The sequence below is a fragment of the Acinetobacter sp. SH024 genome, assembly GCF_000163635.1.
GTDB classification, from domain to species: domain Bacteria; phylum Pseudomonadota; class Gammaproteobacteria; order Pseudomonadales; family Moraxellaceae; genus Acinetobacter; species Acinetobacter pittii.
This window is the reverse complement of record NZ_GG753603.1, coordinates 350,881-374,323: the sequence shown is the minus strand read 5'-3', so window position 1 is coordinate 374,323 and position 23,443 is coordinate 350,881. Positions and strand designations below refer to the sequence as shown.

Annotated in this window: 22 protein-coding genes; 9 read left to right on the top strand and 13 right to left on the bottom strand. The window is 37.9% G+C overall.

Annotated elements, in window-relative coordinates; all coding sequences use genetic code 11:
- Window positions 1-10: 10 nt before the first annotated feature.
- Window positions 11-913 (bottom strand): DMT family transporter, encoded by a 903-nt coding sequence (locus HMPREF0013_RS20545; RefSeq protein ID WP_005804581.1) that lies wholly within the window; start codon window positions 911-913, stop codon window positions 11-13.
- A 108-nt stretch (window positions 914-1,021) separates the two neighbouring features.
- Here HMPREF0013_RS20545 and HMPREF0013_RS20540 point away from each other — a divergent pair, with 108 nt between their 5' ends.
- From HMPREF0013_RS20540 to HMPREF0013_RS20530, 3 genes are all read left to right on the top strand, one after another.
- Window positions 1,022-1,888 carry a LysR family transcriptional regulator gene (locus HMPREF0013_RS20540; RefSeq protein ID WP_025464179.1) on the top strand — a complete coding sequence of 289 codons (867 nt, stop codon included), beginning with the start codon at window positions 1,022-1,024 and terminating at the stop codon, window positions 1,886-1,888.
- 147 nt (window positions 1,889-2,035) lie between these two features.
- Entirely contained in the window at window positions 2,036-2,455 is a 420-nt protein-coding gene (locus HMPREF0013_RS20535) for a hypothetical protein (RefSeq protein ID WP_005804579.1), read from the top strand.
- A gap of 95 nt (window positions 2,456-2,550) precedes the next feature.
- Window positions 2,551-2,985 (top strand): hypothetical protein, encoded by a 435-nt coding sequence (locus tag HMPREF0013_RS20530; RefSeq protein WP_005804578.1) that lies wholly within the window; start codon window positions 2,551-2,553, stop codon window positions 2,983-2,985.
- Window positions 2,986-3,087: 102 nt separating this feature from the next.
- Here HMPREF0013_RS20530 and HMPREF0013_RS20525 read toward each other — a convergent pair whose 3' ends face one another.
- Together HMPREF0013_RS20525 and HMPREF0013_RS20520 are read right to left on the bottom strand one after the other, a co-directional pair.
- Complete coding sequence (locus tag HMPREF0013_RS20525; protein ID WP_005804577.1) at window positions 3,088-4,443, bottom strand: S8 family peptidase; 1,356 nt, start codon at window positions 4,441-4,443, stop codon at window positions 3,088-3,090.
- Between the two features lie 35 nt (window positions 4,444-4,478).
- Entirely contained in the window at window positions 4,479-4,787 is a 309-nt protein-coding gene (locus HMPREF0013_RS20520; RefSeq protein WP_005078399.1) for a hypothetical protein, read from the bottom strand.
- A 585-nt stretch (window positions 4,788-5,372) separates the two neighbouring features.
- On the opposite strand from HMPREF0013_RS20520, the gene HMPREF0013_RS20515 reads away from it, so the two are divergent.
- Window positions 5,373-6,167, top strand: a complete 795-nt coding sequence (locus tag HMPREF0013_RS20515; protein ID WP_005804575.1) for a hypothetical protein — start codon at window positions 5,373-5,375, stop codon at window positions 6,165-6,167.
- A 59-nt stretch (window positions 6,168-6,226) separates the two neighbouring features.
- Here the strand turns inward: HMPREF0013_RS20515 and astE are convergent, their stop codons facing one another.
- The 8 genes from astE to HMPREF0013_RS20475 form a co-directional block, all read right to left on the bottom strand.
- Window positions 6,227-7,201, bottom strand: coding sequence for a succinylglutamate desuccinylase (gene astE / locus HMPREF0013_RS20510; protein ID WP_005804574.1), 975 nt, complete (start codon window positions 7,199-7,201; stop codon window positions 6,227-6,229).
- Between the two features lie 12 nt (window positions 7,202-7,213).
- Window positions 7,214-8,557: an N-succinylarginine dihydrolase gene (gene astB, locus HMPREF0013_RS20505; RefSeq protein ID WP_002116805.1), complete on the bottom strand. Its 1,344-nt coding sequence runs from the start codon at window positions 8,555-8,557 to the stop codon at window positions 7,214-7,216.
- A gap of 18 nt (window positions 8,558-8,575) precedes the next feature.
- Window positions 8,576-10,045 carry a succinylglutamate-semialdehyde dehydrogenase gene (astD, locus tag HMPREF0013_RS20500; protein WP_005804573.1) on the bottom strand — a complete coding sequence of 490 codons (1,470 nt, stop codon included), beginning with the start codon at window positions 10,043-10,045 and terminating at the stop codon, window positions 8,576-8,578.
- Window positions 10,045-11,076: an arginine N-succinyltransferase gene (gene astA, locus HMPREF0013_RS20495; protein WP_002116871.1), complete on the bottom strand. Its 1,032-nt coding sequence runs from the start codon at window positions 11,074-11,076 to the stop codon at window positions 10,045-10,047. The genes astD and astA overlap by 1 nt, the downstream gene beginning before the upstream one ends.
- A gap of 18 nt (window positions 11,077-11,094) precedes the next feature.
- Window positions 11,095-12,309 (bottom strand): aspartate aminotransferase family protein, encoded by a 1,215-nt coding sequence (locus tag HMPREF0013_RS20490; protein ID WP_005804572.1) that lies wholly within the window; start codon window positions 12,307-12,309, stop codon window positions 11,095-11,097.
- 136 nt (window positions 12,310-12,445) lie between these two features.
- Entirely contained in the window at window positions 12,446-13,717 is a 1,272-nt protein-coding gene (locus tag HMPREF0013_RS20485; protein ID WP_005078412.1) for a Glu/Leu/Phe/Val family dehydrogenase, read from the bottom strand.
- Between the two features lie 1,034 nt (window positions 13,718-14,751).
- Window positions 14,752-16,185: an amino acid permease gene (locus HMPREF0013_RS20480; RefSeq protein ID WP_005804571.1), complete on the bottom strand. Its 1,434-nt coding sequence runs from the start codon at window positions 16,183-16,185 to the stop codon at window positions 14,752-14,754.
- 413 nt (window positions 16,186-16,598) lie between these two features.
- Window positions 16,599-17,876: a hypothetical protein gene (locus HMPREF0013_RS20475; protein WP_005804570.1), complete on the bottom strand. Its 1,278-nt coding sequence runs from the start codon at window positions 17,874-17,876 to the stop codon at window positions 16,599-16,601.
- A gap of 127 nt (window positions 17,877-18,003) precedes the next feature.
- On the opposite strand from HMPREF0013_RS20475, the gene HMPREF0013_RS20470 reads away from it, so the two are divergent.
- Complete coding sequence (locus HMPREF0013_RS20470) at window positions 18,004-18,792, top strand: class I SAM-dependent methyltransferase (protein ID WP_005804569.1); 789 nt, start codon at window positions 18,004-18,006, stop codon at window positions 18,790-18,792.
- 26 nt (window positions 18,793-18,818) lie between these two features.
- A complete protein-coding gene (locus HMPREF0013_RS20465; protein ID WP_005067173.1) occupies window positions 18,819-19,349 on the top strand; it encodes a hypothetical protein in 531 nt (176 codons plus the stop codon).
- 53 nt (window positions 19,350-19,402) lie between these two features.
- Here the strand turns inward: HMPREF0013_RS20465 and HMPREF0013_RS20460 are convergent, their stop codons facing one another.
- Both HMPREF0013_RS20460 and HMPREF0013_RS20455 read right to left on the bottom strand, forming a co-directional pair.
- Window positions 19,403-19,966: a hypothetical protein gene (locus tag HMPREF0013_RS20460; RefSeq protein WP_002116739.1), complete on the bottom strand. Its 564-nt coding sequence runs from the start codon at window positions 19,964-19,966 to the stop codon at window positions 19,403-19,405.
- Window positions 19,967-20,105: 139 nt separating this feature from the next.
- Window positions 20,106-20,573 (bottom strand): Holliday junction resolvase-like protein, encoded by a 468-nt coding sequence (locus HMPREF0013_RS20455; protein ID WP_002116954.1) that lies wholly within the window; start codon window positions 20,571-20,573, stop codon window positions 20,106-20,108.
- 158 nt (window positions 20,574-20,731) lie between these two features.
- Here HMPREF0013_RS20455 and HMPREF0013_RS20450 point away from each other — a divergent pair, with 158 nt between their 5' ends.
- The 3 genes from HMPREF0013_RS20450 (at window position 20,732) to sodC (ending at window position 23,314) form a co-directional block, all read left to right on the top strand.
- On the top strand, window positions 20,732-21,376 hold the full coding sequence (locus tag HMPREF0013_RS20450) for a ParA family protein (protein ID WP_005804567.1): 645 nt from the start codon (window positions 20,732-20,734) through the stop codon (window positions 21,374-21,376).
- A 124-nt stretch (window positions 21,377-21,500) separates the two neighbouring features.
- A complete protein-coding gene (locus HMPREF0013_RS20445; RefSeq protein ID WP_005067168.1) occupies window positions 21,501-22,619 on the top strand; it encodes an AI-2E family transporter in 1,119 nt (372 codons plus the stop codon).
- 125 nt (window positions 22,620-22,744) lie between these two features.
- Window positions 22,745-23,314: a superoxide dismutase family protein gene (gene sodC, locus HMPREF0013_RS20440; RefSeq protein ID WP_080549280.1), complete on the top strand. Its 570-nt coding sequence runs from the start codon at window positions 22,745-22,747 to the stop codon at window positions 23,312-23,314.
- Window positions 23,315-23,443: the final 129 nt, after the last annotated feature.

The window sequence follows — 23,443 nt, the reverse complement described above, 5'->3', positions numbered from 1 at the left end:
ATGACATAGCTTATTCGATAGTACGCCTATTCCCCCAATTCATCCATACCAAACTCCCCACAATAATTACTCCACCCAGCAGCACCATCATTGATGGTTTTTCATTTAAGAAAAGCACTGCCAAACTCATTGCGACAATCGGCGAGCAATATAGAAAATTCGATGCAATCGTTAATGGCATATTTTTAAGTACATAACCCCACAGCACATAAGCCATCGCACTTGGGAAAATACCCAATAAGACAACCGACATATTGGCTTGCCAAGTAGCATGTAAAATTTCATGGGGTAAATGAGTACTATAAAATAGTAAAGGAATGGTTCCGAACCAAATGATGTAGCACATCATGCTCAAAGCGTCATAATTTAAAGCAAATTTCTTATATAAATTAAAGTAGAGACCCCATGCAATTGCAGCCAAAACAATCAATAAACTATAAGGACTCGGTACACCAAAACCATGATCTCCACTGACCACCAACACGGCGCCGCAAAGTCCCAATAAAATACATAACCATTGTTTGAAACTAATTTTTTCCTTAAAAAGCAAAGCTGAAATAATAAAAGTAAATAACGGAATAGATTGACTCAAAATACTAGATGCGACCGCAGTCACATACTGCTGCCCTGTATTGATAAGCAAATGATGCAGAGTTACAGAGAAAAAACCTAATACAGCAAGTGCAGGGACATCTTTCCACTTTAAAGGTTGAATGCCTTTTTTCATGACCAAAAGCAGTAAAAAAAACGATGCAATCAAAAAGCGGAGCAAGGCAATGTGCTGCGGTGTATATGAATGCAAAGCACTATGTACGCCAATAGGTGAATAGCCCCAACAAAAGACAGTCACAGCAATACATAAATAGAGCTTAAATGCGGGAGGCTGGGTTTCGGCAGCAAGAGAAATTGCCATGTTAAATCTGCACTAATGAAATGGAACTCTTTCATCATATGCACATAGATAGTTGAATAAAATTAACTTATATTGAGTCAAATATTCATTAAAAGTGAATGATAAAATATGGATATCACACAGTTAAAAATGTTTCAGACAGTGGTTGAGTGTGGCACGATGGCTAAGGCCTCACTACAACTGCATTGCGTACCATCCAATATCACGACGCGTATTAAACAACTCGAAGAAGAACTAGGCGCACCACTGTTTTATCGAGAAGGAAAAAGTTTAAAACTCACCCCATCAGGAGAAATCTTTCTTAATTATTGCCATAAAATTTTAGCGCTATGCGATGAAGCAAAACGCAGTATTCACCCTGATGCTCGCCCCTCTGGTCCATTAAAAATTGGAGCGATTGAATCTTCTGCTACAACTCGCCTACCCAATTTACTTGCGAAATATCATCAACGTTTTCCAGAGGTTTCCATTCAAATTATTACAGGCACATGGAAACAGCTATTAGTCGATATTTCTCAGCACAAACTTGATGGTGCAATTGTCGCGGGCAATATTGATTTTCCAATGTTAAATAAGCTCGGTATTTACCAAGAAGATATGGTCTTAATTGCATCTCACTCTTTGGGAGAGATTCATTGCCAAGAAGACCTGATTGGTAAAGAAATTTTTATGTGGACTGAAGGCTGTCCTTACCGTGCAGCCCTTGAAGAATGGCTTAAACTGAAGAATATCTCTCTTCCCATCACCAGCATTACCAGCTATGCCACGATTATTGGCTGTGTCAGTGCAGGCTCAGGGGTAGCTCTGGTGCCTAAGAGCATTTATGAGCAATATAAAAATTTGGCCCATATTCAAAGTTATAAATTTGAATATCTTGCTTTTATGCAGAACCACTTTTTCTGGCACAAAAATGTGAGTAACCATAAAGCTAGAGACATGTTTATAGAATTGATTAAGACTGAATTTAGTTTATGAATTATTGCAATGATTGGTTTAGCGCCATTAAATGATGATTTATCGTAATCAAATCGTATGGGTTTTATCTCATTGCAGTACAAGCTTTATTTTTAACAGTAAGATCACCACTTCATCTTTTGATTCTGGTTGGGGAGATTGATCCATATGAAAACCTTACAAGTGTTATGCGTTGCAAGTTCTATATTGGCTTCATCAACCTTATTTGCAGAAACAACACAGCCACAACAAGTTGTTGAAACGACACCTAAAACACAACCTTATGGTGACAATCCTAGCTTAGGGCGCGTACTGTTATATAAAACAGGCAAAGGCATACAAAATTTAGGAAACTCTATTCAAGGTGCTTCTGAAAAGACATCGAATAAAATTAGTGAGAAATGGCAAAACACCAAAGAATTTACTGCTGAAAAAGCAGAAGTCGTTCAACAAAAAGCAGATACAGCCAAAGTATTTACTGAACAGAAAATAGAACAAGCCAAACAAAATATTACCAGTAGCCGAAATGGTGAAAATATCCCGATCGAGCAAGGTGAATTAAGTAAATCGAGCACAGCAGCTAACTAATTTTTTGGATAGCGCGATAACTTCGCGCGCTTATAAACACAGATATTTATCTATAAATAATGTCATTAACTATAAGAAAGCTAGGAATCTGCCTTATGAATAGTCAAAAACTCTTCTTTTCAACACTATGCTGCTTAGCATTAACTGCATGTGCAACCTCTACACCTCCTTCTTCATCTTATTCTCAAGCACAAGTTTTAGAACAAGATACGAATATCGAGGCTTATCCCTCTACCACAGGTAATGTAGCCAAACTCATTAAACAAGATAAACAGGCTTGTATGATTGAATTTACTGGCTATTTAGGGGGTGGACATGTAACTGAGCACTGGACTTTTAATAATAATGGTCTGATTTCAGCGACCTCATCGACTATGCAGTATCCTGATGAATCAGGCATATTAAATCAGGCAACCAACTCCACAACCAAAAGCTCAACTACATTTAATATTCAAGATCCAGAAATTCAGAATAATTTCAAGAAACTCCAAAACAACTTTAATCCAGCGAATCTAGCAAAGTGTAATTAATACTTTTTACATAAAAAGCCCGTTGCAGAAGTTACCCTTTGCAACGGGTTATAGCTATTTAAAAATTTCTTGGACCTAATTTAAAAAATTATAAATAAGCTATTAATTAATGGTTAAACCATTTGTTGCTGCCAGTAAATCAATACGTGGGAAAACCAAGCCCGTTCTTGAATCAGTAATTGGTTTACCTGTCGTTTTTAAACGGCTGATGGTTTGATCAATACTTTCTGTTGGACTCACGCTATTCGCTCGTAACAAAGCAATTGCACCTGCCACATGTGGTGTCGCTTGAGATGTACCACCCATGGTATAACCACCCGCCGTGATCATTGCTCCCGGTGCTAATAAGGTCACAAGACTACCACCATTACTAAAGCACGCCACCTTATCTGCCGCTGTGGTTGGGTCCGAACATTTCACAGGGTTCCCCCATGACACACCACCAATATTACTATCATAAACAGCCCCCACTCTTACTGCACCAGCAACACAAGCAGGAGATGAGATACCATCTGAAAATGCATCATTACCTGAAGCGACTACAGGCACCACACCAGCAGCTCGTGCATTGGCAAATGCAGTTCCATAACTGCTATCACTACACTCCGAGGTATATTTAACACCTGGTACGCCAAGGCTTAAGTTAACTGCTTTGATGTTATAAGTCTGAGCATTATTTACAGCCCAATTAATCCCTGCGAGGATATCACTATCATAAGCTGTGCTTACCCATTTACCTTGGGATCTGACCTTTCTAAAAACATCTATGCCTATAATTTTGGTTTTGGTAGCAACCTTAGATACGATGCCTGAAACATTACTTCCATGCCCATCATCATCTAAAGCGCCATCATCTGGTGCACTATCAAATGAATAAACCACTCGACATGTGCTTGATGGTGTATTCACTGCCGTACAGCCAAAATCAGAGTGAAGATAATTCACACCTGTATCAATCACTGCCACACTAGAGCCCTCACCCGTAAAACCATTGGTATTGGCTTGTGGTTGATTAATTAAAGGTAAACTTTCATTGGTCGTAGTCCGGTTAATACGGTTCGGATAAACTGCTTTAACATTTGGATCATTTAATAAAGTCACCAAAGCTTCGCGATTACTAATTCGATAGAAAGCTAAAGGTAAATTATTGTAGTCCCGAAGTACTTGGACACCACCAGCACGGTTAAACCTTGCCTGTATATTCTTTTTATTTGTTGCAATATAACTCCGCCGTTCTAAACTGGAAGGCACACTCACCGAAGGAATATTGTATTCGACGATTAAATCATTCGAATCATTATTAACCAAGGCATCCAAATCAATTTTGCCCTGAAATACTTTTTGTTTTGCTGCTTGATTTAACCGCTGTTTAGCACTTTGAGAATCCAAAGGAAGAGCGGATGCAGTTGTACTTAATATCGTACATAGACCTAATAGAAATAACGTTTTACTTTGCATTATTTTTCTCCGTAGTTTTTCAACTAACAATTTGCTTATTTCGCTTTTATTTCATTTGCTGGATCTTTTTCTGGATCAATCGGTTGAATAGAAAGATCACTTTTTGTGTCATAAAAAGGAACGGTATCAGCTGATACCGATTGAGGATGAGTTGAATGTTGAGATAAATTTTTAGGTTGAGTAGGCTCCTTAAGTTTAGAAAGAAAGGAAGATGTGTCTGGTTGTGGCGAATTCGACTCATGTAAAGCAGAATTGAACACATCAGATGCACCACTTGTCGGCTTAAGATAGAGAACAACGGCGACCAAGCCGACCAATACAAGAAGGGAAGCAATAATTTTCATCTGTCATATCTCTGTTTTTTTGTTTATAGATATCTATTTTTATTTTTGATTATTCGAAATAAAGCGCTATTTCTTTCAATATATTTCATGTGAAATTTCTATTTCATGAAATATACAAACCTGAGAAAAGCTAAAGTACCTTTTCCCGAATAAGCAAAAATACAGTTCTGCCCTGTACATTTATATTTCTGGCAGAATATGGTTCAAAAAAGTGCTAAAAAAACACTCCATTCTCATAATAAGCAATAATTATGCCGTTTCCTCTAATAAATAATTAGATTCACATCACATTTAAAGATATAAAGGACAAGTCGAGAAAAACCGAAAGAGAAAAATTAAAGGATATTTTTTAAAAAAGGAAAGACAAGAGAGTCTAATTAGAATATCTAACAAATAAATGTTCTTTTTCACTTTATTATTAATTTTTATTAATCTTCACAATTTATCCCTAGTCTGTTTACTCAACGTAACACTGTTGTAACATTTTGATGAAGACAGTTCACAAGACTATATTCCCTTGGCTATGATTCGTTTGCGTTTATGAAATACCTCACTAAAAGGGTATATTCTTTGAAGGATATCGCAATGAAAATGATGAAAACAGCTATCGTTACTGCAAGTGTTCTTGCTTCTGCCTCTATTTTTGCACAAAGTGCGGGCGTTAATGCAGGTGCTTCTGCTCAAGTAAATGTACAACCGGGTGGTCTTGTTAGTGGCGTAGCCAACACAGTCAAAAATACTGCTCATAATGTAGGTAGCTCAGCGAAGCATGCTGGTCATGTAGCGGCTGACACTACAGTTAAAGCAACAAAAAAAACAACAGGAAAAGTGACTGAACTTTCTTCTAAAGCTGCAAATGGTACAAAACATTTTGCTACCGAAGCTGCGACAGGTACTAAAAATGTAGCAACTAAAGCCGCAACTGGTACTAAACATTTTGCTACCGAAGCAGTAACAGGTACTAAAAATGTAGCGACTAAAGCTGCAAACGGTACTAAAAACTTAGCAGTTGAAGCGAAAGCTGATACAAAAGCACGTGTTGATGCTGTAAAAGCTAAAGTTGCAGAAAAACAAGCAGATCAAAAAGAGTTTACTGCGGAAAAACAAGCTAATGCTCAAGCGCATGTAGATGCAGTAAAAACTCGTGTAGCTCAAAACCAAGCTGAGCAAAAAGAGTTTGTAGCTGATACAAAAGCAGATGCTCAAGCAAAGTTAAATGCAGCTCAACCAGCTCATGGAGTTAACGCTCAAACAGGTGTAAACGTTGGTGTTAATGTTGCTGGTATTAATGCAAATGCAAACGTAAATGCAGGCGCTCAAGCGACTACACAAAAAGCTGAAAAGAAATCTTTTATTAAAGGTCTTTTCGGTAATAACTAATCCGTTATAAATAAAAAAGGGCAATTAATTGCCCTTTTTTATTTCTCAAAATCAAGTATTCAACTCGTTTCAGTTAAAACTAAGCCTGCACGCAAACCAAGCTTCACTTTTGGGTTTGGAAATAAAATCCAGACCTGATCTTGCTCAACCACATAATTACCAGAAGGTTGAGTTGCAATGATTTCACCTTTGGTAAAAGTCGAAAAATTCGGAGCTTCAGCAGATAAATTCATCTGGAAGTCTTCATCTTTTTTAATTAAAGAATCAGACACTTTAAAGACTCGAATTTTTGTTTTATTGCGTAGCGGTAAGGCTTGCTCAGAAACTACATTACGAATAACTTCATCAATTGCAGCAAATTGGCTCAAGTCATTTTGCCCAAATGGCAAGGCTTTGCCTAACTCTAAAGTTGCGCTCGCCGCTTTAAAATTCTCACTCGTAAAATGTGTAAACGTTTTACCTACCGCATTGTGATAAACCAAAGCATCTAAATCGGCTGCTTCAAGACTTGCTGTTAAATCAGCATCATAGCCATGCGTTTGATAGGGAAATAAAGCAAACGTTGGTAACAATGAAGCACGAATTGCTGTGTGTAAATCATAGTGATAGCGTTTAGCGTCACTTGCACTTTCTTGAAAGAAGTTTGTGACAACTTGCTCTAAAACTTCAGCACGCTTTGACTCTTCAGTCACGGCTAGAGTTTTATATCCACCACAAAACATTCGATTTACATCGTCATGCACATAGCGTTTGCCTTGACGCATTGCATAAGGGTTACCCAATACAAGCAGCAACCTCACAGCAAGGTTTAAACGCCCTGCAAATAAATCCGTGCAAAGATGAGATAATAATTCAATTGGTGCTGTTTCATTACCATGCACTCCAGCTGACAGTACGACAGCTTTGTCGTACTGTGCGTTTGGCGTACATTCAAGAAGTCCTTCACCCAACCAGCGCCAAGAAAAATTATTTTGTTTTCCTTCGCGAGTTGTAGGCTGCTCACCTTGTAAGGTTAATGCTAGAAAATCTTGCATGTCACCTCCTCATTATTTTTGGAAAGGATAAACCGAACCTAAACCTAAAATTTTGGTCAGTTCGTCAAGTGCCATACGGCTTTCCATTAACAAATGCGGATCAGCCAAATCTTCTTGTGCTAAACGATCACGATAATGTTTATCAACCCATTGATTGAGTGTGCCAAACAACTGATCGTTCATGAGTACTTTTGGATTTACGGCATTTAACTCAGTTTCGTTTAAAGCTACACGTAAACGTAGACAAGCTGGACCACCACCGTTACGCATACTTTCACGTAAGTCATATACCTGAATAGCATCAATTGGTGTGCCCATTTGAATCATGTCATTCAAATAGCCCCACACTGCTGCATTTTGACGAGACTCTTCTGGTACAACAATAGTCATTCCACCATCTGGACGAGTCAAAATTTGGCTATTAAATAAATAGGTTGCTACAGCATCGTCAACGGTAACACGGTTTTCAGGGACTTCAATTGAAATAAAGTCTTCACCGATGCTTGCCATTTTTTGACGAATTTCAGCAAAAGCCTGATCTTGATTTAAAAAGGCATGTTGGTGATGGAATAAAACCTGTTGGTTACTTACCGCGATCACATCGTTATGGAAAACGCCCTGATCAATTACATCCGGATTTTGCTGAACAAAAACGGTATGTGCATCATCTAAACGGTGCAAACGTGCAATAGCTTCACTTGCCTCACGCGTTTGACGAGCTGGATAACGTTTTGGTCCTGGCAAGCCATTATTTAAATGTTGTTGACCATAAACAAACACCTGAACACCGCGCTTAGCATAATCACCACCTAAACGATTGTGATTGGCTGCACCTTCGTCACCAAACAACGCTACTTGTGGCAATGCTTCGTGGTGTACAAAGTGGCGTTCATTTTTAAAAATTGCTTGTAAAACTTGGCTTGTAGTTTCAGCTTCAATTGAACGGTGAAACTTATTGTTCAAGTTCGCTGCTGTAAAATGCACGCGCTCATCTTGACTATCTGCCGAAGGTGAAACGGTAGCCGCATTGGCAGTCCACATTGGAGAAGCTGAACTTAAAGATGATAATAGTTCAGGTGAATGACGCATTGCTTGAGCAACAACGCTAATGTCATCACCTGTAAAACCTAAACGGCGTAACATTGGAACATGTGGACGCTCATGCGGAGCAAGTACACCTTGTTTCATTCCCATGTCAGCCAAAGCTTTCATCTTTAGCAAACCTTGTTTAGCTGCTAATTTTGGATTCGAGGTATTATTACGGTTTTTTGTCGATGCTTCATTACCAAACGACAAACCCGCGTAGTGATGTGTTGGTCCCACTAAACCATCGAAATTTACTTCATATCCTTTCATTTTTTCTTTCCCTAGTGTTTAAGGCAACACAATCCCTGGAGATAATTTTTCTGGTAAGGTTAAGCTGTCACTTTCAAGTGATGCCATTGGCCAAGCACAATAGTCGGCAGCGTAAAAAGCACTCGCGCGGTGATTACCTGACGCCCCTACACCACCAAATGGCGCGGCACTTGAAGCCCCAGTTAATGGCTTATTCCAATTCACAATACCGGCACGTGCTTCGATGAGTAAGTCATCAAACAGTTCACGTTTTGGTGAAACCAAACCAACTGACAAGCCAAAACGAGTTGCGTTAGCAATTTTTAATGCTTCATCAAAGTTGTCATAACGTTGAATGGTGGTAAGCGGGCCAAAATATTCTTCATCCGGAATATCTTTCACGCCTGTGACATCAACAATACCCGGAGTAAGTAGAGAGCTGTCTTCTTGAGGACGTGTCATGGCTAATAAACTTTTTGCACCCAGCTCAAGTAATTTTTGCTGAGCATTCATCATGTTTGTTGCAGCAACCGACGAGATTACCCCACCCATAAATGGTTGTTGCTCGTCGTTCCAACGGCCAACTTTTAGGTTTTTAGCAACTTCAACAAAACGTTGAATAAATGCATCACCTTCAGCACCATTTTTTACCAAGATACGGCGTGCACATGTACAACGCTGACCTGCCGAAACAAAAGCAGATTGAATAGCAAGATTAACTACTGCATCGACATCAACAATTTCATCAATAATCAATGCATTATTGCCCCCCATTTCAAGCGCAAGAATTTTTTCAGGTGCACCCGCCATTTGCTTATGCAAGTGATAACCTGTGTTCGCACTTCCGGTAAACAATAAACCATCAATTTCATGTGAAGCAGCTAGCGCTTCACCCGTGGTACGACCACCTTGCACCAAATTCATCACACCATTTGGCAGACCAGCTTGCTGCCAAAGTTTTACAGTTTCTTCAGCAGTCCATGGCGTTAATTCACTTGGTTTAAATACAACTGTGTTGCCAGCAAGTAATGCAGGAACAATATGCCCATTTGGTAGATGGCCCGGGAAGTTATATGGACCGAAAACCGCAAGTACACCATGCGGACGATGACGTAAAGATGCTACACCATCGGCCATTTCAGTTGAGCTTTCGCCTGTACGCTGGTGGTAAGCGCGAATCGAAATCGCAACTTTGCCAATCATTGATTGAACTTCAGTTAACGTTTCCCAAAATGGCTTACTGGTTTCTTGGCTAATGACTTCTGCTAAATGCTTTTTATTTTCTTCAAGCAAAGCGGCAAATTTTTCAACAATCGCTACACGCTCTGCAAGTGGTAAACGCGCCCAAGCTGGAAACGCAGTACGCGCTGCCTGACAAGCTTGCTCTACATCAGTAGCAGTAGCCTCGGCACCTGACCATACAGTTTGGTTATCAACCGGATTTGTTTTTTCAAATGTTGCGCCGCTGCCTTGTAACCAGACACCGTTTATAAATAAAGAGTTTGACATCAGGATACTTCCATTGGATTTAGTGATAACACACGAACAACGTGACCTTCTTGTACACCGAGTTTTTCAGCTTGTTCATGTGTTAAATTTATTGTGTTATCAACAAGATCAAGCTTTAACAGCATTGCCTTATAGTCATGATAATTATCATTGGCAATGAGATATTGGGTCTTACCGACCGCAGCTTCACTTGTAATTTTGACGTTTAGTAACTGACTTTCTTTTACTGCTCGCAATTCATCAATATTGGCTTCAATGGTTGGACCAGCATCAAAAATATCGACATATCCTTGATAGCGTAAGCCTTCCGACTCAAGCACATGATAAGCAGGCAAAGTTTGTGGATGCATTTTTCCAATTACCTCTTGCGCATCTTTTGGCAAGAGATCTACATAGACTGGGAAACGTGGCATAAGCTCTGCAATAAACACTTTTTGCCCAATTCCACTTAAATAGTCTGCTGTTGAAAAATCCATATTAAAGAAATGGTGACCAATCGCATCCCAAAATGGAGAACACCCATTTTCGTCTGAGAAACCACGCATTTCAGCAATTAACTTTTTCTCAAAATATTGCTTAAAGGCAGCGATAAACATAAAACGGATTTTCGATAAGAATTTACCGTTTTGGTTTTCACGACGCTCTGGATCTAAAAATAGTGTACAGAGTTCACTACTACCTGTTCTGTCATTACTTAAAAATAAAGTAGGTAATGACTTATAGACATTTAATGCTTTTGAAGCGTGTACTTGAGTACCAACATGAAAGTTGTACCAAGGTTCAATGAGTCCCACAGCAACTTCAATTGCACTTAACCCAATAACACGTTGAGCTTCTGTATCTTCAAGAACAAATAAATAGCCTTGTTCACTTTTATGGACATTGCCATTTAAAGTATTGCGAGTACGTGAAATTCGAGCCGAAAGTGTATCCATATTTTGTGGCAAGGAAGTCAGGCCTACACCCGACTTACCTGCTAATTTATAAATATCTTCAAGGTCTCGAAACTCGGCATGACGGACGATCATCATGGCTAGCTTTCCTTTTTTTTATTTAGCCAACTTTGCCAATGCGCGTTTTAAACGAGCAATCCCTTCATCAATATCTTGTTCAGGAATAATTAGAGACGGTGTAAAACGAACCACGTTTGGTCCCGCGATTAAAGCAAGCAAACCTTCTTCGCCCGCCCAAGTCGTAATGTCTTTCGCTTTCCCTGCATACTCAGCTTTTAATACACAACCAATGAGTAAGCCTTGACCACGAATTTCTTCAAAAATCGGGTACTCAGTATTTAATTTATTTAATGCGTCTAGGAAATATTGATGACGATGTTTTACACCTTCAAGTACTTCAGGCGTATTAATAAACTCAAAGACTGCACCAGCAACCGCACTTGCTAACGGGTTACCACCATAAGTCGTACCATGTGTACCCACTGAAAAATGCGGAGCAAATTTATCTGTTGTTAACATTGCACCGACTGGAAAACCACCACCTAGTGCTTTTGCAGTGGTTAATACATCTGGAATAACGCCAGAGTTCATGTAGGCATATAGTGCACCTGTACGGCCAACACCAGTTTGTACTTCATCAAAAATCAGTAAGGCACCAAACTCATCACACAGTGCTCTTAAGCCTTTTAAAAATTCGATGTCAGCAGGAATAACGCCGCCTTCACCTTGGATTGGCTCAACAATCACGGCACAAGTTTGTTCATTAATGACCGCTTTTGCAGCTTCTAAATCATTAAAGGCAACATGGTTGATACCATTTGGAAGAGGTGCAAAGTCTTGTGAATATTTAGGTTGACCACCCGCCGAAACGGTAAATAAGGTACGGCCATGAAACGCATTGTTAAATGCCACAATGCCACTTTTGCCAGCAATACCGCTGTCTAGTCCAACTTTACGAGCCAGTTTTAAAGCAGCTTCGTTGGCTTCTGCACCTGAGTTACAGAAGAAAACCTTATCTGCAAATGTATTTTCGGTGAGTTGTTTTGCAAGGCGTAGAACCGGTTCATTTGTATAACCGTTACCAACGTGCCAAAGTTTTGTTGCTTGTTCTGTTAAAGCATTTACTGCCACTGGATGCGCATGACCTAATGCGTTTACTGCAATCCCGCCTGCAAAATCGATATATTCTTTATTTTCTTGATCCCAAATACGTGAACCTTCGCCACGTACTGGAATGAAATTTGCCGGTGCAAAAACTGGAACCATCCAGTCGTTAAAGTTGCTTCGAGTTACAGAAATTGGCTGTTCCATGCTTACCTCAGTATTTATTTAATATATTCGATAACACTTAAATTTGAATAATTCAGAAAAAGGGACTGAACAAATAAACCCTATAACATCCTTTATATTTGTTCAGACCACTTTTTCTAAAAGTAATTTCCGCAGATTAGCCTGGGAAAATACCGCGTTCTTTACGAGCTTTTAAGATACGCTCACATGCCAAGATGTAAGCTGCTGTACGTAAAGTACAAGCGTTGCTGTTTGCTGTATTCCAAACATCTTCCATAGCTTGAACCATCAACTTGTCTAAACGTTCGTTGATTTCTTCTTCGCTCCAGAAGTAGCTCGCCATGTCTTGAACCCATTCGAAGTAACTTACAGTTACACCGCCGGCGTTACATACCACGTCAGGAACTACAACAATGCCACGCTCAACTAATACGTCTTCAGCTTTAGGATATGTCGGGCCGTTTGCGCCTTCTAAAATCAACTTAGCTTTAAGTTTTTGAGCACGTTCAACAGTGATTTGGCCTTCCAATGCAGCTGGAACAATAATGTCAACTTCAGCTGTCCAGAAATCTTCGTCAGCAATTGATTGAGCGCCGGCAAAACCACCAACACCTTGATTTGCATTTACGTGATCACGTAATGCTTCAAGATCAATACCATCAGCATTGAAAATTGTGCCAGTGTGGTCTTGAACGTGTGTAACTTTCGCTTTCGATTCAACAAATAAGAAAGCTGCTTCACTACCTACGTTACCAAAACCTTGAATAGCAACTTTCGCGCCTTCAATTGGTAAATTAATTTTTGCTGCTACTTCACGACCTGTAACGAATACGCCACGACCAGTTGCTTTTACACGACCTAAAGAACCGCCTAAGTGAACTGGTTTACCAGTTACAACACCAGTTACCGTGTGACCTTGGCTAGTAGAATAAGTATCCATCATCCAACCCATGATATTGGCATTCGTACCAACGTCTGGAGCAGGAATATCTTTTTGAGGCCCAATAATATGACCAATTTCAGTCGTATAACGACGAGTCAAACGCTCTAATTCACGAGTTGATAATTTACGTGGATCAACACGGATACCACCTTTTGCACCACCAAATGGCAAGTTCAAAACAGCAGTTTTAATTGTCATCCATGCAGACAACGCCATCACTTCATTCAAATCAACATTTGGATGGTAACGAACACCGCCTTTACCCGGACCACGAGACAAGTTGTGTTGTACACGGTAACCTTCAAAGTGCTGGATCGAACCGTCATCCATCACGATTGGCACGTCAACAATAAGCGCACGCTTAGGACGTTTTAAAGTATCGATATAATCAGCTAAGTGTTCTAAATATGGCGCTACACGGTCAATTTGTGCCAAGTAAGTTTGCCATGCATCGCTATGTTCGTTTACGTATGAAAGATCTGACATCTTTTTTCCTATATACCTTCATAGACTCAGATTTGATAAACCCGTAGTCTTTATTATTCAGCAACCAAAACCTTGCAATAACAAAGTCTTAGTTTATTTACTAAACCTTCTGCTCTTCTAAAGCATTAGATTTTTTAAATTCCATTTGTTGATACTAAAAGTATGATCTACTTTTATATATCGATATCTTTTACAAGCTTTCTTTCATGTAACTTACTGTTTATAAAGCTATCTTTATAAAAGCAAAGTTTAACCACAACCCACTTAATCCAGTCGGCTGAAATATAAATACAAAAGAAATGGCATAACCGTTTGGGAGTTAAAAAGAACGATGATTTATAAAAAAATCATATGTCCATAAAAATTATTTTGACTAATCGATAGATCCCTCCATTAGTCTTTTTAAAAATAAACATTGTTCAATAATGCTACAGATTAATTATCTCTACACATACCGCTTAAAATTAAGCCGGAACATAGCTATAAAATCTTCCAATAAATATAGCATAGAGCACACTCATTTAGAACATTTTAAAATAAATAAGCAGAGAAAAAATAATCAAATCGCACTAATCTTTATAATAAAAAAACAACAAATATTAAAAAAAGCTTAACTTTAATAAAAAAAATTTATAGAAAACATAAAATCATAATTTAAAAAAATACACCAAATTAAAATTATAAATAACAACAACTTAAAAATTAATCATCTTTGTTAAATTGTCAAAAAATTATACCTTCTCTACATGAAATCTATAATAAGTCCATTTCTAATTCATATTTTATAAAAACCCAAAAATCTCTTTATCAAATAACCAAGCTAAACATAGACTTAATCAAATATTAATAATAAATAAATATTAATAAGAATCCGATAAATGGTAATTTTATAAAACAATATTTGTTTTCATGATTAAAAATAAAACTTCATTTTTAAAAAAAATACAGAAAATCTCTCTTTTGTAGTTCCTGTAAGGCACAAAAAAGGCCCCTTTCGGGACCTTTAAAAACAAATTTTTTTCAACTAAAAAAGCTTAGCTTTGCACTAGATCTTTCTTTCGATAAAAAATGAAGTAGCTTGCATAGCATAGAATGATAAAAATAATGCAACAGATAAAACCAACCTGCATAGATGGGTCAAACACCATACTGATACAGGTAACGATACAGAACAGCCCACCTACAATTGGAGTAAGAGGGAAAAGAGGTGCCGCGAAGCGTAAATCTTTTGCTGTTTTACCCGACTTATACCACTGTCTACGGAAGTTAAACTGTGAAACGCAAATCGCAATCCAAACCACAACCATCGTAAAAGCAGCTACTCCCAACAAATTCTTAAAAATTGTTTCTGGCGCGAATTGTTCTGAAAGCAACCCAGGAATTGCACCAAACATAGTTACAGTAATGGCAACAATCGGTGTTCCAGAAGGAGTTAATTTAGAAAATATTTTTGGTAATTGATTTTTTGCCGAAAGCGACCACATCATACGTGAAGCAGCAAACAAACCAGAATTTGCAGCAGATAGTAAAGCCGTAATAATTACAAAGCGAATAATGTCTTCTGCGTATGGAATACCAATATAGTTAAATACCGTCACAAAAGGACTATTACTTACTTCATTTGCACTAAGGCCTGCAAGCTGGAACGGCAGTAATGAACTAATCACCACAATTGTACCAACAAAGAAAATCAGTAACCGCCAAATAGCTGCGTTGATTGCTTTAGGAACTGTCTGTGCTGGATTTTCAGCTTCCCCCGCCGCCACTCCAATCAATTCAGTGCCCGAAAAAGCAAAGTTAACAATCAGCATAGTAGCAAAAATTGGGAAGAGACCGTTTGGGAACCAACCGTGAGCAGTCAGGTTACTAAATAATGGCGCTGTTTCATGTCCTTGGTAAGGAATAAAGCCAAAAATTGCCAGTAGACCTAAACCAATAAAACAGATGATTGTAATAACTTTGACGAGTGCCAACCAGAATTCAGATTCGGCAAATAATCGAGTTGAACTGATATTAAGAAAAAAAACTAAGGCACCAAAAAAAAGAGTCCAAGCCCATACCGAGGTAGATGGAAACCACTCCTGCACCAATAAAGCTGCCGCAGTAAACTCAGTCCCCAAAGTTGCAGTCCAAGTTAACCAATAGAGCCAAGTAATCATATAGCCCGTACCCGGACCAATATAACGACGCGCATATTCCCCAAAAGAACCTGATTCCGGCACATGAACCGCAAGCTCACCAAGGCATAACATCACGGTATAGGCAATTAAACCGCCCAAAAAATAAGAAATAATTGCGCCAATTGGACCTGCTTGGGAAATTACATCACCAGACCCTAAAAAAAGACCTGTACCTATGGCACCGCCAAGGGAGATCATCACCAAATGTCGAGTACTCATTGCTCGTTTCAAAGGTGCAGAACTTCCATGTTGCGATGCATCATTATTCCGATAATTTAATGATTGCATATAAAAAACTGTAACGACAATTTAGTAAAAAATCATTTTAGGAGAAAAAAATAAATATGCAATTATCTTTGAATAGTGAACTTATTTTAACCAAGCCCTTTAGGCAAAAATAAAATATATAGTAAAAACATTTATTTATATTTTTTTGTAGCTATAACTGTATTTTAATTAATCTTATATTATTTCTATAATTTATGTAGTAGAAAAACCCATTTATTTTTAAATATAATATTTATATACATTACTGGTTATGTCTACTTTAAATACAGCAGATCACCATATAATAAACCTACTATTTATTTAAATAATGAATTTTAAAATAATATACAAATAAGTTTATAAAAAAATATTTTTTAAGCAAAAAATAAAGCCCAAACCTAAAGGTCTGAGCTTTATTTAAACACTATAAAGTTTTAATAGCTGATGGTAGTCAACTGTTCTGTAGGTTGAATTGAACCTTCCGTAAATTCACACAGCCCTTGTTCATCACAAGATAAATTTAGTTGCTTATAGCTAATCGCAAAGCAGTCGGAATATTTTTTGATTAGAAAAGGACTCATATCCGATGTTAAAGGCTCTTCACTCTTGAACAATTTAATGACTTTGCGATCATTCATCGCTAACAAATAAATTTCATTATTTAATTCAATATTCACTACACCAGTTTGCTCAGCCACAATTGGAACCAAATAAGATTTATTCGCCAGTAGAGTGTCTACCGTGTAACTTTCAAATTTTGAGTTGATGAGGTTGAATACCAAAATTAAACCAAAGCTAGTCTGCAAGCCTTCTTTGTAATTTGCATCTTCTTGAATTCTTTGTACTTTAATACCGAGCTTTTGAAAGTCCAACTCAGTTGCTTGATTTGTTTTTATCAGACTACGTGTAATAGCCTGTTTAAGTGGGATATCAAAATAACGTTCATCTAGCTGAAAATCATTTTGGCGTAATATTTTTAACAACATTTCATCATGTTGGGTAAGAACATGCGCAAGTACATTACGGAAGTAAAACTTACTTTGTTTTTTGACCTTACGAACTTGCTGATAAAAATAGATTTCATCGAAATCATGTTCAATAAAATCATGTAATAAACTTGAACTAGCCAATACAGACAATGCTTCATGACCAGTAAATGGCAAATGAATCGTATGTAAGCTTGGTAACAGCTCTTTTATTTTTAAGTAATGTTCACGGTCAATCGAGAAATATGGGTCATAAACAATGACGTATTCACGCGCTGCATCAACATCTTGCGGCTGAATCTGCATGTCCTTGTTTGCTACCGAATCAAAAAACTCAGCATAGCGTCGGTCTTCAACGTGTTCAGGGTCAATTGAATATTGAGGCACAAATGCAATCACACGGTTCATATTCAATAAATTAGAATATTTGATTGCCGCATAGCCGCCCATTGAACCGCCATAACCCACAATATTTTTAAAGCCTTCTAGAATAGGCGAAATTGCTTTTGCCAACTCAACCATGCTTGCTTGAGGAAACCATGATTTTTGTTTTGGCATTACCCCAATAACATTATATTGGTATTTAATTAGAGACTTTTCAGCATTGATAGATAAGCCACTCGCTCGGGTAATCAAATCGCCAAAAGAGAGAACCAATGTATTAGAATCGCCTGGTAAAAAAATGGCTCTAATGTGTTCGTCTTCAAAAATAATTTGCTTATCCATGCTCACACCGAAAGAAAATTTACTCCCACATACAACGTCAAAAATGAAACAAAATAGGTGTTTTGCCAATTTATGATTGCGGAGTATCTTATTTTATAGATGCCAGTCAGATTAAAAAGCGCAAAATATGACACAATCCTTACATCCTGCCGCTCAAAAAGGCTTCAGTTCAGCTGCTGAACTATATCAGCAAGTTAGACCCAATTATCCCGCAGAAATAGTAAGTTGGCTGCAAAATTGCCTACAAATACAGGAAAAATCTACTGTTATTGATCTTGGATCGGGTACTGGCAAATTCTTACCCTACTTAAAACAAACACATGCTGATGTTATTGCAGTTGAGCCAATTGGCGAGATGTTACAGCAGCTTCAACAAGTTTATCCTGATATCAAAACATTACAGGCTTTTAGCAATTCAATTCCTGTAGCAGACCATAAAATTGATGCCATTATTTGTGCGCAATCTTTTCACTGGTTTGACAACCTCGATACCCTAACAGAAATGCATAGAGTATTAAAACCAAAAGGACATTTAGGGCTAGTCTGGAATCAACGTGATGAACGTACAGATTGGGTCAAGGCTTTAGCTGACTTCCTACTTCCTCTTGAAGGTGACACACCTCGTTACCATAGTGAAAAGTGGAAACGCGTATTTGAACAACAAGATTTATTTTTATTTGATAGCCTACAAACATTCACACAGTCACAACACGGTTCTGTCGAACAAGTCGTGAGTAAACGTTTACTCTCTACGAGTTTTATTGCTGCAATGACTGAAAAAGATCAATTACAACTCAAAGCACAGTTTGAAAAAATTGTTTATGATTTTACGGGATTAGGTCCTCAAGATCAGATTGATTTTCCATATATTACGTATGCATATCACTTTCAGAAAAGTACGTTACCCATTAAATAATTAGTGAATAGGTTTGGTTGAAAGTTATGAAGAAAACACCTCAAATCATATTAATGTCTTTGCTTTGCTCTAGCCTATTTCTGACTGCTTGTAAAAAAGCGGATGAGCCTGCTAAGACGGAGCAACCTTCTGCCACCTCATCTACCGATCAGGTTTTAGAAAAACTGAATGAAAGACCTGTTAAGACGTTCCCTGCCACTGCTGATGATGCACACGATATTGCGCTGTTAGAGGATTATGACCGTCGCTTTACAGAAATGAGTGACGAGATGGAAAGTGAATTAGCAAAAATGCATGAAGCTGGAACCCTCACTACAGAGTTTGAGCAACAGCGTACTCTCGATAATGTGCGCTCTGCTCTAACCATGTTAAAAGATTTAGATCTAAAAACTGAGCAGGGCCGTTACATTCAGGGTTTACTTTATCAATATTGGGAAAACCAAGAAAAACACTTGAGTGATAAGCAAGCCAATAAAGATGAACAGATCAATGATCTTGCCGACTATTTACAAGCACAAAATCAATTAAAATATTGGAAAGCATCGCAACAGAAATAAGTAATGTAGTGGTTATAAAAAAGCCTTCAAACTTATGAAGGCTTTTTTTCAAATTATATATTTTGCTTTTCAACCCAATGAATTGCCTGAACGCGGAATAACTCACATGCACCATCACCCGTATCAGTCGGCGTAAGTGAAGATTTCCAGACCAAATTTTTGTCCTTAATCTCGACAAGGTCACCTTTTAGATAAACTAAATCACCGCGTTTAACCTGTTTAATCTGCTCTGCAATTTTCGGGTTGGCAGGAATGATGTGCATGTTAGACACCATTTGCATTGCTTGCTCTGCTGGAACAGGTAATTTAGGAATTTTCCAGTTTAAATAACGGTCATATTGTTTCACTGAAATATGACGTGCGATTTCAGGCTGTGCAAACAATCCCCAACTTACGGCATAGTCAATAGGAGAAAATTTAGCTTGTTCATCATTTTGATAAACTTTTGAACCCAAGATTCTGAAATTGCCTTGAAAAGGTTGTAATACAGAAATAGATTGATCTTTTTCTATCGGGCTCAAACCATTGGCAATATTATATTCACTTGAGGTCGATGCAAATGTTGAACTCATGCCAATCGCGGCGAGTAAGCCCATCATCAAACGTTGTTTTTTCATCGTGTTACACCTCAAATATTGCTAGATCAAAGTGAATAGATCTTCAATTTATAATAGCTTTAAGCGATGAAAAAAATATCGAAATTTAGTAACAATACAGATCAATTTCGTCTATTTTTGTGCTGAATTAAACAGCTTGTTAATCTTCGAAATCTATTCTCAACGTTTCAAAACGAACCTTACCTTGTTGAACAGCTTGAGCAATTGCCTGTTGACCTTTCGTAAGTCTAGCTCCACCACTTTTTACATCGAGCAAAATAATATTGATGTCTTCTGCCGTACCATCGCCATCGCGAAAATCGGTATATCCATCAAAAATAATATAGTCCACCGGATCGCCCATGAATTTTGCATCGCTTGGTAAATACTGAAATTCAGGTAAAACCGGAGCAAATTGTTCTGCCATTTTTCCTTTCAACACCGCACGACTTGTATTTACACTTCTCTTTTGTGCTTGAGTAAGCGCTTGTTGATGCTCTAGTTCAAGTTCAGCAATATATTGCTCATATTCAGCCTTAATTCGTCCATTACGTGTATTTGATAAAATAAGAGTAGTGATAATGATGCCAATTCCAGCACCAATAAGCATGGCAAGCCATACAGACATAAATTTTCCTTAAAAAGCACGAATTAAGATTACAGATCTAATCATATCTAAAATAACGAAACAGCTTAAACTTTTGTCAAATGTGGTCATCTCCTTCACATAAAAAGATGCTAAGGTATAAAACATAAACAAATGTGCTGCTGAAAATAATTGGATTTATGAAAACGATACTTATTGCAAATCAAAAGGGCGGATGCGGAAAAACCATGACGGCCATTACGTTGGCAACAGCATTGGCACAAAAAGGATATAAAGTAGCATTAGCAGATTCGGACAATCAAAAATCGGCTTTACAATGGTTAAAACAGCGCCCTGATACCGTTGCAACGATTCAAAGCCTAGACTGGCGTCATGAGAAATCAATTGGTGATGCACCCAAAAATCTGGACTATTTAATTATTGATGCGCCTGGTGCACTTTCAGGTGAGCATGCTGAACAACTTATTAGTGAAGCTCATGCCATTATTACTCCGCTTCAGCCTTCATTTTTTGACATAGATAGTACGCGTCGATTTTTGAAGCATTTACAAGATATTAAACGTATTCGCAAAGGCAAAGTACAGATTTTGCTTCTTGCTAACCGTGTAAAACCAAACAGTGCCAGCTCAAAAGATATTCAACAGTTCTTTGAAAAAATTGAACAGGAACCTGTTGCATGGATTGCTGAACGCACTGCCTATGGCAGCTTAGCAATGCAAGGTTTAAGCATTTTTGATAAACCGCAAAAGAACTTTATTAGTATCCAAAATCAATGGCAACCTGTTCTAAACAAGTTAATTGAAGATAAAGCTGAGTGGTTTTAAAGGAATTTTAGCCTTTGAAACTGGATGTATAAGGTTCTTTACATTACGGCCTTAAAATTTGCCTCAGGTTATTTTTCAGTTAATATGACTTTATTCTATGTAGAAAATTAGAGAAATATTGTTCGTGCATCCATACGCTCCTAATTTACAGCGCGTTTTATTGTTTGGGCTGTTTTTTATTTTGATTTTTTTAGGATTTAATATCCTGAAATATTTTATTGTTCCTGTACTTTGGGCTGCCATCATTGCATATATGACTTGGCCTATTTATTTAAGAATTCAGCGTTTTTTTGGAGAATCACGTAATACTTTAAACGCAACCCTAATGATTAGTCTGGTCATTTTGGTAGTTGGTATCCCCTTTACATGCGCGGTTTTTATTTTGCAGCATGAGGGACGTAACTTATATTTTGATTTACAACGTCAGGTTTTTTCGGGCCATTTAAGCGTTCCAGATTTTATTCGTGATCTTCCTTTTGTAGGAAAAGAGATTTCTCGTACACTCAATGAATTAAATAACGATCCTAATAGTACGATTCAAAATATCGCAGCTTGGGTACAAAGCCATTTAAGTTATGGCCGTGTGCTGCTTGGTGAAATTAGTAAAAATATTGTCAAACTTGGCTTTGCAGTATTTAGCCTATTTTTCTTCTATCGTGATGGACAAATGATTTTATCTCAAGTGAGTAAAGCTTTAGAAATGGTCATTGGCCCTCGTATTCATCATTATCTCGATACAATTTCTGAAACAACTCGTGCAGTAGTCTATGGTGTGGGTTTAACTGCAATTGCTCAAGCCGTTTTAGCTGGATTAAGTTACTTCGTAGCAGGTGTACCAAACCCTATGGTACTCACTATTGTTACTTTCTTATTGGCTTTAATTCCATTTGGTACTCCAATTTCTTATTTAGGCGTTGGCTTATGGTTGTTCTCTCAGGGACAAACTATGGAAGCAATTGGTGTTGTGGTTTGGGGTGTGCTGATTGTCAGTAGCTCAGATAATGTGATTAGACCACTCGTCATTTCTGGTGCCACCAAAATTCCATTCTTATTAATTATGTTTGGCGTATTAGGCGGTATTGCGAGTTTTGGCTTGGTCGGACTATTTATTGGTCCTGTAATTTTGGCTATTTTACTGGCAATTTGGCGTGAATGGTTGCATGAGACGATTGAACCTGAACCTATGCCAAAAACGACCATGATTTATGATTCTGAGAGTGAATCCTCCAATGACAAAGAGTGACATAGTTATTTAATTTAAAAATGTTTCTAGATACAAATTAACTATTTAAATTAACTTGTAGGTCAGACCTCTGTTTGTTTGAATCAAATGATCATATATATTCATAAGGACATCCAATCATGCAGATGTTTAATAAAATTGGCGCAGTCTGTGCGCTTACAGCCCTTTTTACCGTTGGCTGTAGTTCGGTAATTAAAACTGTATCTGACACAGCCCAAGCATTAACCTCAATGCATACTAAAAAAGTGGTCGACGTAAATGAAGTGACAGCTAACGGTATTGGAAAAAAAATAGGTACGATTAGCTTTCAAGATAGCGACAAAGGTTTAATTATTACCCCTGCTCTTGCTGACTTACCAAGTGGTACTCGTGGTTTCCATATTCATGAAAACGCTTCTTGTGCACCTGCTGTAAAAGATGGAAAACCTGGCGCTGCTTTAGCTGCTGGTAGCCACTATAACCCGAACCAAGCCCCTCATCATGGTACTCCAACCACTGGCCATTTAGGTGATCTACCTGTTTTGGTTGTCGATAATACAGGTGTTGCAACAACTGCCGTAATCGCACCTCGATTAAAACTTGCTGATATTCAAGGTCGAGCGATTATGATCCATGCGGGTGGCGACAATTACTCAGACTCACCTCAACCTCTTGGCGGTGGCGGAGCACGAATTGCGTGTGGTGTGATTAAATAATTTATGTGTTTTTCAAATTGTGGGTATCTAAAAAGATATCCACAATTTTGTTAATTTATTGATCGTTACAACTTGATTTAAGTCTAATAAAATCTTAAAAAATGACTGACTTTTGTAGATAAAAAGAAT